Here is a 16,919-nt window from a genome sequence, read left to right as displayed (position 1 = left end):
GAAAGCGAAAAAATAACCATGACTACAGGCAGTGCTCTGTACATCCCGCCTTACAAGGCAGACGACCAGGATGTGGTCGTCGAACTGAACAACCGTTTTGGCGCCGAAGCGTTCACCGCGCAGGCAACCCGCACCGGCATGCCGGTGCTGTGGGTGGCCCGTGCCAAACTGGTTGAAGTCCTGACTTTCCTGCGCAACCTGCCCAAGCCGTACGTCATGCTCTATGACCTGCACGGCGTGGACGAGCGTCTGCGCACCAAGCGTCAAGGGCTGCCGACCGGCGCCGATTTCACCGTGTTCTATCACCTCATGTCGCTGGAGCGTAATAGTGACGTGATGATCAAGGTGGCCTTGTCCGAAGGCGACCTCAGCATGCCTTCCGTCACCAGCATCTGGCCCAACGCCAACTGGTACGAGCGCGAAGTCTGGGACATGTTCGGCATCGACTTCAAAGGCCACCCGCACCTGTCGCGCATCATGATGCCGCCGACCTGGGAAGGTCACCCGCTGCGCAAGGACTTCCCGGCGCGCGCCACCGAATTCGATCCGTACAGCCTCAACCTCGCCAAGCAGCAGCTGGAAGAGGAAGCCGCGCGTTTCCGTCCGGAAGACTGGGGCATGAAGCGTTCCGGTGCCAATGAGGACTACATGTTCCTCAACCTCGGCCCGAACCACCCTTCGGCGCACGGTGCGTTCCGCATCATCCTGCAGCTGGACGGCGAAGAGATCGTCGATTGCGTCCCGGACATCGGTTACCACCACCGTGGCGCCGAGAAGATGGGCGAGCGTCAGTCCTGGCACAGCTACATCCCGTACACCGACCGCATCGACTACCTCGGCGGCGTGATGAACAACCTGCCGTACGTGCTCTCGGTCGAGAAGCTCGCCGGCATCAAGGTGCCGCAGAAGGTCGACGTCATCCGCATCATGATGGCCGAGTTCTTCCGGATCACCAGTCACCTGCTGTTCCTGGGTACCTATATCCAGGACGTCGGCGCCATGACCCCGGTGTTCTTCACTTTCACCGACCGCCAGAAGGCGTACACGGTGATCGAAGCCATCACCGGTTTCCGTCTGCACCCGGCCTGGTACCGCATCGGCGGCGTCGCCCACGACCTGCCGCGCGGCTGGGAAAAACTGGTCAAGGATTTCGTCGAGTGGATGCCCAAGCGTCTGGACGAATACACCAAGGCCGCCCTGCAGAACAGCATCCTCAAGGGTCGTACCATCGGCGTTGCCGCCTACAACACCAAAGAAGCCCTGGAATGGGGCGTCACCGGTGCCGGCCTGCGTTCTACCGGTTGCGATTTCGACCTGCGTAAAGCGCGTCCGTACTCGGGCTACGAGAACTTCGAATTCGAAGTGCCGCTGGCCGTCAACGGCGATGCCTACGACCGCTGCATGGTCCGCGTCGAAGAGATGCGCCAGAGCATCAAGATCATCGATCAATGCATGCGCAACATGCCGGAAGGCCCGTACAAGGCGGATCACCCGCTGACCACGCCGCCGCCGAAAGAACGCACGCTGCAGCACATCGAAACCCTGATCACGCACTTCCTGCAGGTTTCGTGGGGCCCGGTCATGCCGGCCAACGAATCCTTCCAGATGATCGAAGCGACCAAGGGCATCAACAGTTATTACCTGACGAGCGACGGCGGCACCATGAGCTACCGTACCCGGATCCGTACTCCAAGCTTCCCGCATCTGCAGCAGATCCCTTCGGTGATCAAAGGCAGCATGGTCGCGGACTTGATTGCGTACCTGGGTAGTATCGACTTCGTTATGGCCGACGTGGACCGCTAAGCATGAACAGCACGCTTATCCAGACAGACCGTTTCACCTTGAGTGAAACCGAGCGCTCGGCCATCGAGCACGAGCTGCATCACTACGAAGACCCGCGCGCGGCGTCGATCGAAGCCCTGAAGATCGTGCAGAAGGAACGCGGCTGGGTGCCGGATGGCGCCCTGTACGCGATCGGCGAGATCCTCGGCATCCCGGCCAGCGACGTTGAAGGCGTGGCGACGTTCTACAGCCAGATCTTCCGTCAACCGGTCGGCCGCCACATCATTCGCGTCTGCGACAGCATGGTCTGCTACATCGGTGGCCACGAGTCGGTGGTCAGCGAAATCCAGAACAATCTGGGCATCGGCCTGGGTCAGACCACCGCCGACGGTCGTTTCACCCTGCTGCCTGTCTGCTGCCTCGGCAACTGCGACAAGGCACCGGCGCTGATGATCGACGACGACACCTTTGGCGACGTGCAGCCTGCTGGCGTGGCCAAACTGCTCGAGGGCTACGTATGACCCTGACATCTTTTGGTCCAGCCAACCGCATCCAGCGTTCGGCCGAGACACACCCGCTGACCTGGCGTCTGCGTGATGACGGCGAAGCCGTGTGGCTCGACGAGTACCAGGCCAAGAACGGTTACGCCGCTGCACGCAAGGCCTTCGCCGAGATGGATCAGGACGCGATCGTCCAGACCGTCAAAGACGCTGGCCTCAAGGGTCGCGGCGGCGCGGGCTTCCCCACTGGCGTGAAGTGGGGCCTGATGCCCAAGGACGAATCCATCAACATCCGCTACCTGCTGTGCAACGCGGATGAAATGGAGCCGAACACCTGGAAAGACCGCATGCTGATGGAGCAACTGCCCCATCTGCTGATCGAAGGCATGCTGATCAGTGCCCGTGCGCTGAAAACCTACCGTGGCTACATCTTCCTGCGCGGCGAATACACCACCGCCGCCAAGCACCTGAACCGTGCCGTGGAAGAAGCCAAGGCGGCCGGCCTGCTGGGCAAGAACATTCTCGGTTCGGGTTTCGATTTCGAGCTGTTCGTCCACACCGGCGCCGGACGTTACATCTGCGGTGAAGAAACCGCACTGATCAACTCCCTCGAAGGCCGCCGCGCCAACCCGCGCTCCAAGCCGCCCTTCCCTGCCGCCGTGGGCGTGTGGGGCAAGCCGACCTGCGTGAACAACGTCGAAACCCTGTGCAACGTGCCGGCGATCATTGCCGACGGCGTGGACTGGTACAAATCGTTGTCCCGCGAAGGTAGCGAAGACATGGGCACCAAGCTCATGGGCTTCTCCGGCAAGGTCAAGAACCCGGGCCTGTGGGAACTGCCCTTCGGCGTCACCGGTCGTGAACTGTTCGAAGACTACGCCGGCGGCATGCGCGACGGCTTCAAGCTCAAGGCCTGGCAGCCAGGCGGTGCCGGTACCGGTTTCCTCCTGCCCGAGCACCTCGACGCACAAATGTACGCCGGCGGCATCGCCAAAGTGGGCACCCGTATGGGTACCGGTCTGGCGATGGCGGTGGATGACAGCGTCAACATGGTCTCGCTGCTGCGCAACATGGAGCAGTTCTTCGCACGCGAATCCTGCGGTTTCTGCACCCCGTGCCGCGATGGTCTGCCATGGAGCGTCAAGCTCCTGATGGCCATCGAACAGGGCAAGGGCCAGCCGGGCGACATCGAGACCCTGCTGGGTCTGGTCGGTTTCCTCGGCCCGGGCAAGACCTTCTGTGCTCACGCACCGGGTGCCGTGGAGCCATTGGGCAGCGCCATCAAATACTTCCGTCCAGAGTTCGAAGCCGGTATCGCGCCTGTCAGCGCCGCCGTCCCGCCTCTGGCAAGGCCGATCGTAGTCGGCGCGTAAACGCTTAAAAAGGCGAAGGGTCCGTGCCCTTCGCCTTTCGTCCGATGACGCCCTTCGGGGCTGTTTGGATTCGGACGCATAACAAGATTCCATTAGCCACGCCCGCTGACACCGGGCCAACGAAGACCTTTGAACCATGGCCACTATCCACGTAGACGGCAAAGCGCTCGAAGTCGACGGGGCAGACAACCTGTTACAGGCATGTCTGTCGCTGGGCCTCGACATTCCATATTTCTGCTGGCACCCCGCGCTTGGTAGCGTCGGGGCCTGCCGCCAGTGCGCGGTCAAGCAGTACACCGACGAGAACGACACCCGTGGTCGCATCGTCATGTCCTGCATGACCCCAGCCACCGACAACACCTGGATCTCCATCGACGATGAAGAATCCAAGGCGTTCCGCGCCAGTGTTGTCGAATGGCTGATGACCAACCACCCGCACGACTGCCCGGTGTGCGAGGAAGGCGGTCACTGCCACCTGCAAGACATGACAGTGATGACCGGCCACAACGAGCGCCGTTATCGCTTCAGCAAACGCACCCACCAGAACCAGCAACTCGGCCCGTTCATTTCCCACGAAATGAACCGCTGCATCGCTTGCTACCGCTGCGTGCGTTTCTACAAGGACTACGCCGGCGGCACCGACCTCGGTGTGTTTGGCGCCCACGACAACGTGTACTTCGGTCGCGTTGAAGACGGCACCCTCGAAAGCGAGTTCTCCGGCAACCTCACCGAGGTCTGCCCGACCGGTGTGTTCACCGACAAGACTCACTCCGAGCGCTACAACCGCAAGTGGGACATGCAGTTCGCACCAAGCATCTGCCACGGCTGCTCGAGCGGTTGCAACATCTCCCCGGGCGAGCGTTACGGTGAACTGCGTCGCATCGAAAACCGTTTCAACGGTTCGGTGAACCAGTACTTCCTCTGCGACCGTGGCCGTTTCGGTTATGGCTACGTCAACCGCACCGACCGTCCACGTCAGCCGCTGCTGGCCGATGGCACCAAGCTCGGCCTCGACGCTGCGCTGGACAAAGCCGCCGACCTGCTGCGCGGGCGCAACATCGTCGGCATCGGTTCGCCGCGTGCCAGCCTCGAAAGCAACTACGCGTTGCGCGAACTGGTCGGTGCCGAGCACTTCTATTCGGGTATCGAAGCCTCCGAGCTGGAGCGCATCCGTCTGGTCCTGCAAGTGCTGAACGACAGTCCGCTGCCAGTGCCGAACATGCGCGACATCGAAGATCACGACGCGATCTTCGTCCTCGGCGAAGACCTGACCCAGACCGCCGCGCGCATGGCTCTGGCTCTGCGTCAGTCGGTCAAGGGCAAGGCTGAAGACATGGCCGAAGCCATGCGCGTCCAGCCTTGGCTCGACGCGGCGGTGAAGAACATCGGCCAGCACGCGCTGAACCCGCTGTTTATCGCCAGCCTCGCCGAAACCAAGCTCGACGACGTCGCTGAAGAATGCGTACACGCAGCTCCCGACGATCTGGCGCGCATCGGTTTCGCCGTGGCTCACGCGCTGGACGCCAGTGCCCCGGCCGTTGAAGGTCTGGACACCGAAGCCCTGGAACTGGCGCAGCGCATCGCCGAGGCCCTGCTCGCCGCCAAGCGTCCGCTGATCATCGCCGGTACTTCGCTGGGCTCCAAAGCCTTGATCGAAGCTGCCGCGAACATCGCCAAGGCCCTGAAGCTGCGCGAGAAGAACGGTTCGATCAGCCTGATCGTGCCGGAAGCCAACAGCCTCGGTCTGGCCATGCTCGGTGGCGAATCGGTCGACGCCGCGCTGCAAGCGGTCATCGATGGCAAGGCCGACGCTATCGTCGTGCTGGAAAACGATCTGTACACCCGCACCGCCAAAGCCAAGGTCGATGCCGCACTGAACGCCGCGAAAGTGGTGATCGTTGCCGACCATCAGAAAACCGCCACCACCGATCGCGCGCACCTGGTTCTGCCAGCGGCGAGCTTCGCCGAGGGCGACGGTACGCTGGTCAGCCAGGAAGGCCGCGCCCAGCGCTTCTTCCAGGTTTTCGATCCGCAATACCTGGACGCGAGCATTCTGGTGCACGAAGGCTGGCGCTGGCTGCACGCCCTGCGCGCGACCCTGCTGAACCAGCCGATCGACTGGACGCAACTCGACCACGTCACCGCTGCCGTTGCCTCGAGCACCGCGCAACTGGCGCGCATCGTCGATGCTGCACCGTCGGCGGCTTTCCGCATCAAGGGTCTGAAACTGGCCCGTGAGCCGCTGCGTTATTCCGGTCGCACCGCCATGCGCGCCGACATCAGCGTTCACGAACCACGCACCCCGCAAGACCAGGACACCGCGTTCGCCTTCTCCATGGAAGGTTACTCTGGCTCCGCCGAACCGCGTCAGCAGGTGCCATTCGCATGGTCGCCGGGCTGGAACTCGCCACAAGCGTGGAACAAGTTCCAGGACGAAGTCGGTGGTCATCTGCGTGCTGGCGACCCGGGCACGCGCCTGATCGAAAGCACCGGTGATTCGCTGAACTGGTTCGCCGCTGCGCCGCGTGCGTTCAACCCGGCGCCGGGTACCTGGCAAGCCGTGCCGTTCTTCCACCTGTTCGGCAGCGAAGAAAACTCTTCGAAAGCCGCCCCGGTACAGGAACGCATCCCGGCACCTTACGTCGCGCTGGCAAAATCCGAAGCGGATCGCCTCGGCGTCAACGACGGTGCCCTGCTGAGCCTGAACGTGGCCGGTCAGACATTGCGTCTGCCGCTGCGCATCAATGAAGAACTGGGCGCCGGTCTGGTGGCATTGCCTGCGGGCATCGCCGGCATTCCACCGGCATTCGCCGGCGTGTCCGTCGACGGTCTGCAGGAGGCAGCGCAATGACCTGGTTCACCCCTGAAGTGATCGATGTGATCCTGACGGTCATCAAAGCCATCGTGATCCTGCTGGCCGTGGTGGTCGCGGGCGCCTTGCTCAGCTTTGTCGAACGTCGCCTGCTGGGCTGGTGGCAGGACCGTTACGGTCCGAACCGCGTTGGCCCGTTCGGCATGTTCCAGATCGCCGCCGACATGCTGAAGATGTTCTTCAAGGAAGACTGGACCCCGCCATTTGCCGACAAGGTGATCTTCACCCTGGCGCCGGTGGTGGCCATGTCCGCCCTGCTGATCGCCTTCGCGATCATCCCGATCACCCCGACCTGGGGCGTGGCGGATCTGAACATCGGCCTGCTGTTCTTCTTCGCCATGGCCGGTCTGTCGGTCTACGCGGTGCTGTTCGCCGGCTGGTCGAGCAACAACAAGTTCGCCCTGCTCGGCAGCTTGCGTGCCTCGGCGCAGACCGTGTCCTACGAAGTGTTCATGGGCCTGGCCCTGATGGGCATCGTGGTCCAGGTCGGCTCGTTCAACATGCGCGACATCGTCGAGTACCAGGCGCAGAACCTGTGGTTCATCATTCCGCAGTTCTTCGGCTTCTGTACCTTCTTCATCGCCGGCGTCGCCGTGACTCACCGTCACCCGTTCGACCAGCCGGAAGCGGAACAGGAACTGGCCGACGGTTACCACATTGAATACGCCGGTATGAAATGGGGCATGTTCTTCGTCGGTGAATACATCGGCATCATCCTGATCTCGGCGCTGCTGGTCACCCTGTTCTTCGGTGGCTGGCACGGTCCGTTCGGCATCCTGCCGCAACTGTCCTTCGTCTGGTTCGCACTGAAGACCGCGTTCTTCATCATGCTGTTCATCCTGCTGCGCGCTTCCATCCCGCGTCCGCGTTATGACCAGGTGATGGATTTCAGCTGGAAATTCTGCCTGCCACTGACCCTGATCAATTTGCTGGTGACCGCTGCGGTTGTGTTGATGAACACGCCTGCGGTTGCGGTTCAGTGAGGATTTGACCCATGTTCAAATATATTGGCGACATCGTTAAGGGTACCGGTACCCAGTTGCGCAGCCTGGTCATGGTCTTCGGCCATGGCTTTCGCAAGCGCGACACCCTGCAATACCCCGAGGAGCAGGTCTACCTGCCGCCGCGTTACCGTGGCCGCATCGTCCTGACCCGCGACCCCGATGGCGAAGAACGCTGCGTAGCCTGCAACCTGTGCGCCGTGGCCTGCCCGGTGGGTTGCATCTCGCTGCAGAAAGCTGAAACCGAAGACGGTCGCTGGTACCCGGACTTCTTCCGGATCAACTTCTCGCGCTGCATTTTCTGCGGTCTCTGCGAGGAAGCCTGCCCGACCACCGCGATCCAGCTGACCCCGGATTTCGAGATGGCCGAGTTCAAACGTCAGGACCTGGTGTACGAGAAAGAAGATCTTTTGATCTCCGGCCCCGGCAAAAACCCTGATTACAACTTCTATCGTGTTGCAGGTATGGCAATCGCTGGCAAGCCGAAAGGCGCTGCGCAGAACGAAGCCGAACCGATCAACGTGAAGAGCTTGCTGCCTTAAGGAAGAACGATGGAATTCGCTTTCTATTTCGCATCGGGTATTGCTGTGGTGTCCACGCTGCGTGTGGTCACCAACACCAACCCCGTGCACGCCCTGCTCTACCTGATCATCTCGTTGATCGCCGTTGCCATGACCTTCTTCGCCCTCGGCGCGCCGTTCGCCGGCGTCCTTGAAGTGATCGCCTACGCCGGCGCCATCATGGTGCTGTTCGTGTTCGTGGTGATGATGCTCAACCTCGGTCCCGCCTCGGTGCAACAGGAACGCACCTGGCTCAAGCCCGGCATCTGGGCAGGACCGGTGATTCTTGCCGCGCTGCTGCTGGCCGAACTGCTGTATGTGCTGTTCGCTCACCAGAGCGGCCAGGCCATCGGCCACACCACCGTAGACGCGAAAGCCGTGGGCATCAGCCTGTTCGGCCCGTACCTGCTGGTGGTCGAACTCGCCTCGATGCTGCTGCTTGCCGCAGCCGTCACGGCGTTCCATTTGGGCCGTAACGAGGCGAAGGAGTAAGACATGCCTGCTATCCCTCTCGAACATGGACTGGCCGTCGCCGGCATCCTGTTCTGCCTTGGTCTGGTCGGCCTGATGGTCCGCCGCAACATTTTGTTCGTGTTGATGAGTCTGGAAGTGATGATGAACGCCTCTGCCCTGGCCTTCATCGTCGCGGGCGCCCGCTGGGCGCAGCCGGATGGACAGATCATGTTCATCCTGGTGATCAGCCTTGCAGCGGCCGAGGCCAGTATTGGCCTGGCGATCCTGCTGCAACTGTATCGCCGCTTCCACACGCTCGATATCGACGCTGCCAGTGAGATGCGCGGATGAACCTACTCTTTCTGACTTTCGTATTCCCTCTGATCGGGTTCCTGTTGCTGTCGTTCTCGCGCGGCCGCTTCTCGGAAAACCTCTCGGCGCTGATCGGTGTCGGTTCGATCGGCCTGTCGGCCATCGTCACCGCTTACGTGATATGGCAATTCAACGTCGCACCGCCGGAGGGTGGCGTGTACACCCAGGTGCTGTGGCGCTGGATGTCGGTGGAAGGTTTCCAGCCGAACTTCGCGCTGTACCTGGATGGCCTGTCGGTGACCATGCTCGGTGTGGTCGTCGGCGTCGGCTTCCTGATCCACCTGTTCGCGTCCTGGTACATGCGTGGCGAAGACGGTTACTCGCGCTTCTTCTCGTACACCAACCTGTTCATCGCCAGCATGCTGTTCCTGATCCTCGGCGATAACCTGCTGTTCATCTACTTCGGTTGGGAAGGCGTGGGCCTGTGCTCGTACCTGTTGATCGGTTTCTACTACAGCAACCGCAACAACGGTAACGCGGCACTCAAGGCGTTCATCGTCACCCGCATCGGCGACGTGTTCATGGCCATCGGCCTGTTCATCCTGTTCCAGCAACTGGGCACGCTGAACGTCCAGGAACTGCTGGTACGTGCGCCGGAGCACTTCAAGGTCGGCGACTTCTGGATCGTTCTGGCAACCCTGATGCTGCTCGGTGGTGCTGTCGGTAAATCGGCGCAACTGCCGCTGCAAACCTGGCTCGCGGATGCGATGGCCGGCCCTACCCCGGTTTCGGCACTGATCCACGCCGCGACCATGGTCACCGCCGGTGTCTACCTGATCGCCCGTACCCATGGTCTGTTTGCCTTGGCGCCGGACATCCTGCACCTCGTCGGCATCGTCGGTGGCGTGACCCTGGTACTGGCCGGTTTCGCCGCGCTGGTGCAGACCGACATCAAACGTATCCTCGCCTACTCGACCATGAGCCAGATCGGCTACATGTTCCTGGCGCTGGGCGTTGGCGCCTGGGAAGGCGCGATCTTCCACCTGATGACCCACGCCTTCTTCAAGGCCCTGCTGTTCCTTGCTTCCGGTGCGGTGATCGTTGCCTGCCACCACGAGCAGAACATCTTCAAGATGGGCGGTCTGTGGAAGAAACTGCCGCTGGCCTACGCCAGCTTCATCGTCGGCGGTGCTGCACTGGCCGCTCTGCCACTGGTTACCGCAGGCTTCTACTCCAAGGACGAAATCCTCTGGGAAGCGTTCGCCAGCGGCAACCAGGGTCTGCTTTACGCAGGTCTGGTCGGTGCGTTCATGACGTCGCTGTACACCTTCCGCCTGATCTTCATCGCGTTCCACGGTGAAGCCAAGACCGAAGCTCATGCTGGCCACGGAATTGCCCACTGGTTGCCTCTGTCGGTACTGATCGTGCTGTCGACTTTCGTCGGCGCGATGATCGTGCCACCGCTGCACGGCGTACTGCCGCAAAGCGTTGGCCATGCCGGTGGCGAAGCCAAGCACAGTCTGGAAATCGCCTCGGGCGCCATCGCCCTGGCCGGTATCCTGCTGGCAGCGCTGCTGTTCCTTGGCAAGCGTCGCTTCGTCACGGCGATCGCCAACAGCGGCATCGGCCGTTTCCTTTCGGCCTGGTGGTTCGCTGCCTGGGGCTTCGACTGGATCTACGACAAACTGTTCGTCAAGCCGTACCTTGCGATCAGCCATGTACTGCGCAAAGACCCGCTCGACCAGACCATCGGTCTGATCCCGCGTATGGCCAAGGGTGGTCACACTGCCCTGAGCCGCACCGAGACCGGTCAACTGCGTTGGTACGCCGCCTCGATGGCTGCTGGTGCCGTGCTGGTGATCGGCGCCATCGTGCTGGTAGCGGTCTGATATGAACCTTGCGAATTTGCGAAAGGAAACGAGCCCGTCATGATTCTGCCTTGGCTAATCCTGATCCCCTTCATCGGCGGCCTGCTGTGCTGGATGGGTGAGCGCTTCGGCGCTACCCTCCCGCGCTGGATTGCGCTGTTGACCATGACCCTGGAACTCGCGCTCGGCCTCTGGCTGTGGGCCCACGGTGACTATTCATTCGCACCGGCGCCGGGCGCCGATCCGACCTGGGCGCTTGAGTTCAAGCATGTCTGGATCCAGCGTTTCGGCATCAACGTGCACCTGGCCCTCGACGGCCTGTCGCTGTTGATGATCCTGCTGACCGGTCTGCTGGGTATCCTCTCGGTACTCTGCTCGTGGAAAGAAATCCAGCGTCATGTTGGCTTCTTCCACCTGAACCTGATGTGGATCCTGGGCGGTGTGGTCGGCGTGTTCCTCGCCCTCGACCTGTTCATGTTCTTCTTCTTCTGGGAAATGATGCTGGTGCCGATGTACTTCCTCATCGCGCTCTGGGGTCACAGTTCTTCGGACGGCAAGAAAACCCGGATCTACGCGGCGACCAAGTTCTTCATCTTCACTCAGGCGTCCGGCCTGATCATGCTGGTGGCGATCCTCGGTCTGGTGCTGGTCAACTTCAACAACACCGGCGTGATCACCTTCAACTACGCCGACCTGTTGAAAACCAAGATGTCGATGACCACCGAGTACATTCTGATGCTCGGCTTCTTCATCGCCTTCGCGGTCAAGCTGCCCGTCGTACCGTTCCACTCCTGGCTGCCTGATGCTCACGCCCAGGCACCGACTGCCGGTTCCGTCGACCTCGCCGGTATCCTGCTGAAAACCGCGGCCTACGGTCTGCTGCGTTTCGCCCTGCCGCTGTTCCCGAACGCTTCAGCCGAGTTCGCGCCGATCGCCATGACCCTGGGTCTGATCGGGATCTTCTACGGCGCGTTCCTGGCGTTCGCACAAACCGACATCAAGCGTCTGATTGCCTTCTCTTCCGTTTCCCACATGGGCTTCGTGTTGATCGGTATCTACTCCGGCAGCCAACTGGCGCTGCAAGGCGCAGTGATCCAGATGCTGGCGCACGGTCTGTCGGCAGCGGCGCTGTTTATCCTCAGCGGTCAGTTGTACGAGCGTCTGCATACGCGTGACATGCGTGAGATGGGCGGTCTGTGGTCGCGTATCGCTTACCTGCCGGCGATCAGCCTGTTCTTCGCGGCGGCGTCGCTGGGCTTGCCGGGCACCGGTAACTTTGTCGGCGAGTTCCTGATCCTGATCGGCTCCTTCGCCAGCGCTCCATGGGTCACGGCGATTGCCACTTCCGGTCTGGTGTTCGGTTCGGTCTACTCGCTGATCATGATTCACCGTGCCTACTTCGGCCCGTCGAAATCCGACGCGGTGCTGCACGGCATGGACGCGCGCGAACTGATCATGGTGCTCGGTCTGGCGGTATTGCTGATTTACCTCGGCGTCTACCCGCAACCGTTCCTGGACACCTCTGCCGCCACCATGCATGGCGTGCAGCAGTGGCTCGGCACCGCCTTCTCTCAACTCGCTTCGGCCCGGTAAGAGCGCTATGGAATTCACGATTCAACACTTTATTGCGCTTGCGCCACTGTTGATCACCAGCCTCACCATTATCGTGGTGATGCTGGCAATCGCCTGGCGCCGCAACCACTCGCAGACCTTCCTGATTTCGGTGGCGGGTCTGAACCTGGCCCTGCTGTCGATCCTGCCTGCGTTGAAAGTCGCGCCTCTGGCCGTGACCCCGTTGCTGCAGATCGACGCGTTTGCCTGCCTGTACATGGCGATGATCCTGGTCGCCACCCTCGCCTGCGTCACCCTCGCCCACGCCTATTTGGGTGATGGCGGTTCGGGCTACCCGGGCAATCGCGAAGAACTGTACCTGCTGATCCTGATGGCCGCCGCCGGTGGTCTGGTCCTGGTCAGCGCGCAGCACCTGGCCGGGTTATTCATCGGTCTGGAACTGCTCTCGGTACCGGTCTACGGTCTGGTGGCTTACGCCTTCTTCAACAAGCGTTCGCTGGAAGCTGGCATCAAGTACATGGTGCTGTCGGCTGCCGGTTCCGCGTTCCTGCTGTTCGGTATGGCGCTGCTCTACGCCGACGCCGGTTCGCTGAGCTTCGTCGGCATCGGTCAGGCCCTGGCCGCGACCGGCCTGCCAAGCCCGCTGGCGCAACTGGGCCTGGGCATGATGCTGATCGGTCTGGCGTTCAAGCTGTCGCTGGTACCGTTTCACCTGTGGACGCCGGACGTCTACGAAGGTGCTCCGGCACCGGTGGCGGCGTTCCTCGCCACCGCTTCGAAGGTCGCGGTGTTTGCGGTGATGGTGCGTCTGTTCCAGCTCTCCCCTGCCGCCAGCAGTGGCGTGCTGAGCGATGTGCTGAGCGTGATCGCGGTCGCCTCGATCCTGTTCGGTAACCTGCTGGCCCTGACCCAGAGCAACCTCAAGCGTCTGCTCGGTTACTCGTCGATTGCGCACTTCGGCTATCTGCTGATCGCGCTGGTGGCGAGCAAGGGTCTGGCGGTGGAAGCCATCGGCGTCTATCTGGTGACTTATGTCATCACCAGCCTCGGCGCGTTCGGCGTGATCACCCTGATGTCGTCGCCGTACAACGGCCGCGACGCCGACGCCCTGTACGAGTACCGCGGCCTGTTCTGGCGCCGTCCGTACCTGACCGCCGTGCTGACCGTGATGATGCTGTCCCTGGCCGGCATCCCGCTGACCGCCGGCTTCATCGGCAAGTTCTACATCATCGCCAGCGGCGTCGAAACGCGTCAGTGGTGGCTGGTCGGCGCACTGGTACTGGGCAGCGCCATCGGCGTCTTCTACTACCTGCGCGTGATGGTCACCCTGTACCTGATCGAGCCTAACCTGCGTCGCCACGACGCCCAGCTGCACTGGGAACAGAAGGCAGGCGGCGTGATGCTGCTGGCCATCGCCCTGGTCGCATTCTTCCTGGGCGTGTACCCGCAGCCATTGCTGGTGCTGGTACAGCAGGCGGGTCTGGCGGGCTGATTGCTCGGCTGATCTGGCTGGAATGGAAACGGCACCTTCGGGTGCCGTTTTTTGTTTGTAGCAGAAGTCGATACCGCCGGCGTTTATGCAAGCGTCATCGCGGGCAAGCCCGCTCCCACAGGTGTGTGTGTCGCTCATAGCATCCGGGTGCATCGCACACCCAGCAGGAGTGAGCCTGCTCGCGATGGCGGCAGATCCGGCAGCAAAAAAAACGGCACCTTCCGGTGCCGTTCGCTTCTCACATTTCCAACATCATTTGCGCGCATCCGCCCAGGATTTCAGCAGTTCGCTATAGCTCACGGTTTCACCTTTCGGCTTCTCGTTGGCCAGTTTCGGCTTCGGTGCGCCCGGTTGATCGAACCAGTATTGCGCATCGCGTTCCGGGTTCATCTTCGGTGCGCAAGTGGCCTGGGCCTTGGAGCGTTCGAGGCGTTCCATGATGCGGTCCTGATCCTTGGCCAGGCCATCGAGCGCTTGTTGCGGTGTTTTCTCGCCGCTGGCGGCTTCGGCGATATGGCTCCACCACAGCTGAGCGAGACGTGGATAGTCCGGCACGTTGGTACCGGTCGGCGACCATTGCACGCGGGCCGGGCTGCGATAGAACTCGACCAGACCACCGAGTTTCGGCGCCAGATCGGTCATGGCCTGCGAGTTGATGTCCGACTCGCGAATAGGTGTCAGACCGACGATGGTTTTCTTCAGCGAAACAGTTTTCGACGTGACGAACTGCGCGTACAGCCACGCCGCGAGTTTCTGTTTCTCAGGCGTGGATTTCATGAACGTCCACGACCCCACATCCTGATAGCCAAGCTTCATGCCCTCTTCCCAATACGGGCCTTTAGGCGACGGCGCCATGCGCCATTTCGGCGTGCCGTCGGCGTTGACCACCGGCAGGCCGGGTTTGGTCATGTCGGCGGTGAACGCGGTGTACCAAAAGATCTGCTGGGCGATGTTGCCCTGCGACGGCACCGGGCCGGACTCGGAGAAAGTCATGCCGGCCGCTTCCGGTGGCGCGTATTTCTTCAGCCAGTCGACGTATTTGGTGGTGGCAAACACCGCCGCCGGGCCGTTGGTGTCGCCGCCACGGGTCACGCTGGAGCCGACCGGGTGGCAGTCCTCGACGCGGATGCCCCACTCGTCCACCGGCAAGCCGTTGGGCAGTCCCTTGTCGCCGCCACCGGCCATGGAGAACCAGGCATCGGTGAAGCGCCAGCCCAGCGACGGGTCTTTCTTGCCGTAATCCATGTGGCCGTAGACGCGTTTGCCGTCGATTTCCTTGACGTCTTCGCTGAAGAATTTGGCGATGTCTTCATAGGCCGACCAATTCACCGGCACGCCCAGCTCGTAACCGTACTTCTCCTTGAACTTGGCTTTCAGATCGGCGCGCTCGAACCAGTCGGCGCGGAACCAGTACAGGTTGGCGAACTGCTGGTCGGGCAGTTGATAGATCTTGCCGTCGGGCGCGGTGGTGAAGGAGATGCCGATGAAGTCCTTGATGTCGAGGGTCGGCGAAGTGAAGTTCTTGCCCTCGTTGGCCATCAGGTCGGTGATCGATTCGGTCTTGCCGTAGCGAAAGTGCGTGCCGATCAGGTCGGAGTCGTTGACCCAGCCGTCGTAGATGTTCTTGTCCGACTGCATCACCGTCTGCATTTTCTCGACCACGTCGCCTTCCTGCAGCAGGTCGTGGGTGAGTTTGATCCCGGTGATTTCGCTGAAGGCCTTGGCCAGCACCTTGGACTCGTATTCGTGAGTGGTCAGGGTTTCGGAAACGACCTTGATGTCCATGCCGCGAAACGGCTCGGCGGCCTTGATGAACCACTTCAATTCTTCAAGCTGCTGTTCGGCCGTCAGGGTCGAGGGCTTGAACTCGCTGCCGATCCATTTTTTTGCAGCATCTTCGTAGGCGTCGGCCCAGGCAGATGCGCTCAAACCGCTGAGTGCCAGCATGGCTGCCAATGAAATGCTATGTCGCAGCTTATTGTTTTTATCGAACATAGAGACCTCCTGTTTAAGTTGTGGAGCCGCGTTGCCGAACGATTCGACTAGCCCCAACGCATCACAGCCAACAGCCACACCAGGGACAACGCGGACGCCACCCAGATGCTCCAGTCGGTGACGCCGATTACCAGCAAATGCAGGTAGGCGCTGCCGAGAAGACCGATAAACAAGCGATCGCCACGGGTGGTGGCAATCGGCAGAAACCCGCGCCGCAGAATGCTCGGCGAGCGCAATTCCCAGGTGGTCATGCCCACCAGAATCAGACCGATGCCGATGAAGAACGCGGCGGTCGGTGTCGTCCAGCTCATCCATTCCATCATCAGCTCCTCAGACTCGACCGAGGGCAAAGCCCTTGGCCACGTGGTTGCGTACAAACCAGATCACCAGCATGCCCGGCAGGATGGTCAACACCCCCGCCGCTGCCAGCACGCCCCAATCGATCCCCGACGCCGACACCGTGCGCGTCATCACCGCCGCAATCGGCTTGGCGTTGACCGAGGTCAGCGTGCGCGCCAGCAGCAGTTCGACCCAGGAAAACATGAAGCAGAAAAACGCCGTGACGCCGATACCGGAGCCGATCAACGGGATGAAAATCTTCACGAAAAACTTGGGGAAACTGTAGCCGTCGATGTAGGCCGTTTCGTCGATCTCCTTGGGCACGCCGGACATGAAGCCTTCGAGAATCCACACCGCCAGCGGCACGTTGAACAGGCAGTGCGCCAAAGCCACGGCGATATGCGTGTCGAAAAGGCCGATCGACGAATACAACTGGAAGAACGGCAGCAAGAACACCGCCGGCGGCGCCATGCGATTGGTCAGCAGCCAGAAGAACAAGTGTTTGTCGCCGAGGAAACGATAGCGTGAAAACGCGTAAGCCGCCGGTAACGCCACGCTCAGGGAAATCACCGTGTTGAGGCTGACGTAATACAGCGAGTTCAGATAGCCGGTGTACCAGCTCGGATCAGTGAAGATCACCTTGTAGTTCGCCAGCGTGAATTCCTGTGGGAAAAGTGTCAGGCCGCCGAGGATTTCGGTGTTGCTCTTGAACGACATGTTCAGCAGCCAGTAGATCGGCACCAGCAGGAACAGGATGTAGACCAGCAACGGAATAAGCTTTTTCTTGCTCATGGCCGGGC

At 61.4% G+C, this 16,919-nt stretch carries 14 protein-coding genes; 11 read left to right on the top strand and 3 right to left on the bottom strand.

Annotated features, from left to right (window positions below):
* The first annotated feature begins 18 nt into the window (after window positions 1-18).
* The 11 genes from nuoC to nuoN all read left to right on the top strand — a co-directional run bounded on the left by nuoC (window position 19) and on the right by nuoN (window position 13,785).
* Window positions 19-1,803, top strand: a complete 1,785-nt coding sequence (gene nuoC / locus D8U60_RS18025; protein ID WP_122612132.1) for an NADH-quinone oxidoreductase subunit C/D — start codon at window positions 19-21, stop codon at window positions 1,801-1,803.
* Window positions 1,804-1,805: 2 nt separating this feature from the next.
* On the top strand, window positions 1,806-2,303 hold the full coding sequence (nuoE, locus tag D8U60_RS18020) for an NADH-quinone oxidoreductase subunit NuoE (protein ID WP_003223804.1): 498 nt from the start codon (window positions 1,806-1,808) through the stop codon (window positions 2,301-2,303).
* The gene (nuoF, locus tag D8U60_RS18015; RefSeq protein ID WP_130900626.1) at window positions 2,300-3,655 is read left to right on the top strand and encodes an NADH-quinone oxidoreductase subunit NuoF; all 1,356 of its coding nucleotides are present in this window, start codon (window positions 2,300-2,302) and stop codon (window positions 3,653-3,655) included. Before nuoE ends, nuoF begins: the two co-directional genes overlap by 4 nt.
* Window positions 3,656-3,791: 136 nt before the next feature.
* Window positions 3,792-6,506 carry an NADH-quinone oxidoreductase subunit NuoG gene (nuoG, locus tag D8U60_RS18010; RefSeq protein ID WP_130900625.1) on the top strand — a complete coding sequence of 905 codons (2,715 nt, stop codon included), beginning with the start codon at window positions 3,792-3,794 and terminating at the stop codon, window positions 6,504-6,506.
* Window positions 6,503-7,510: an NADH-quinone oxidoreductase subunit NuoH gene (gene nuoH / locus D8U60_RS18005; protein ID WP_016775282.1), complete on the top strand. Its 1,008-nt coding sequence runs from the start codon at window positions 6,503-6,505 to the stop codon at window positions 7,508-7,510. Before nuoG ends, nuoH begins: the two co-directional genes overlap by 4 nt.
* 11 nt (window positions 7,511-7,521) lie before the next feature.
* Complete coding sequence (gene nuoI, locus D8U60_RS18000) at window positions 7,522-8,070, top strand: NADH-quinone oxidoreductase subunit NuoI (RefSeq protein ID WP_016775283.1); 549 nt, start codon at window positions 7,522-7,524, stop codon at window positions 8,068-8,070.
* Window positions 8,071-8,079: 9 nt separating this feature from the next.
* Complete coding sequence (nuoJ, locus tag D8U60_RS17995) at window positions 8,080-8,580, top strand: NADH-quinone oxidoreductase subunit J (protein WP_007951462.1); 501 nt, start codon at window positions 8,080-8,082, stop codon at window positions 8,578-8,580.
* Window positions 8,581-8,583: 3 nt separating this feature from the next.
* Window positions 8,584-8,892 carry an NADH-quinone oxidoreductase subunit NuoK gene (gene nuoK / locus D8U60_RS17990; protein ID WP_003180046.1) on the top strand — a complete coding sequence of 103 codons (309 nt, stop codon included), beginning with the start codon at window positions 8,584-8,586 and terminating at the stop codon, window positions 8,890-8,892.
* A complete protein-coding gene (gene nuoL / locus D8U60_RS17985; protein WP_024013419.1) occupies window positions 8,889-10,742 on the top strand; it encodes an NADH-quinone oxidoreductase subunit L in 1,854 nt (617 codons plus the stop codon). Before nuoK ends, nuoL begins: the two co-directional genes overlap by 4 nt.
* A 39-nt stretch (window positions 10,743-10,781) precedes the next feature.
* On the top strand, window positions 10,782-12,314 hold the full coding sequence (nuoM, locus tag D8U60_RS17980; protein WP_016775285.1) for an NADH-quinone oxidoreductase subunit M: 1,533 nt from the start codon (window positions 10,782-10,784) through the stop codon (window positions 12,312-12,314).
* A gap of 7 nt (window positions 12,315-12,321) precedes the next feature.
* Window positions 12,322-13,785: an NADH-quinone oxidoreductase subunit NuoN gene (nuoN, locus tag D8U60_RS17975; RefSeq protein WP_024013420.1), complete on the top strand. Its 1,464-nt coding sequence runs from the start codon at window positions 12,322-12,324 to the stop codon at window positions 13,783-13,785.
* 252 nt (window positions 13,786-14,037) lie between these two features.
* Here the strand turns inward: nuoN and D8U60_RS17970 are convergent, their stop codons facing one another.
* From D8U60_RS17970 to D8U60_RS17960, 3 genes are read right to left on the bottom strand one after another with little or no spacing between them, the layout of a single operon-like run.
* Window positions 14,038-15,780 (bottom strand): ABC transporter substrate-binding protein, encoded by a 1,743-nt coding sequence (locus tag D8U60_RS17970; RefSeq protein ID WP_016775286.1) that lies wholly within the window; start codon window positions 15,778-15,780, stop codon window positions 14,038-14,040.
* 47 nt (window positions 15,781-15,827) lie between these two features.
* A complete protein-coding gene (locus D8U60_RS17965; RefSeq protein WP_038861868.1) occupies window positions 15,828-16,100 on the bottom strand; it encodes a DUF2160 domain-containing protein in 273 nt (90 codons plus the stop codon).
* A gap of 10 nt (window positions 16,101-16,110) precedes the next feature.
* Window positions 16,111-16,911 (bottom strand): carbohydrate ABC transporter permease, encoded by an 801-nt coding sequence (locus D8U60_RS17960; protein WP_073471306.1) that lies wholly within the window; start codon window positions 16,909-16,911, stop codon window positions 16,111-16,113.
* Window positions 16,912-16,919 lie beyond the last annotated feature (8 nt).

The organism is Pseudomonas sp. Sample_11 (genome assembly GCF_004307505.1).
In the GTDB taxonomy this organism is placed as follows: domain Bacteria; phylum Pseudomonadota; class Gammaproteobacteria; order Pseudomonadales; family Pseudomonadaceae; genus Aquipseudomonas; species Aquipseudomonas atacamensis.
This window is presented reverse-complemented; position numbering and strand designations above follow the sequence as displayed.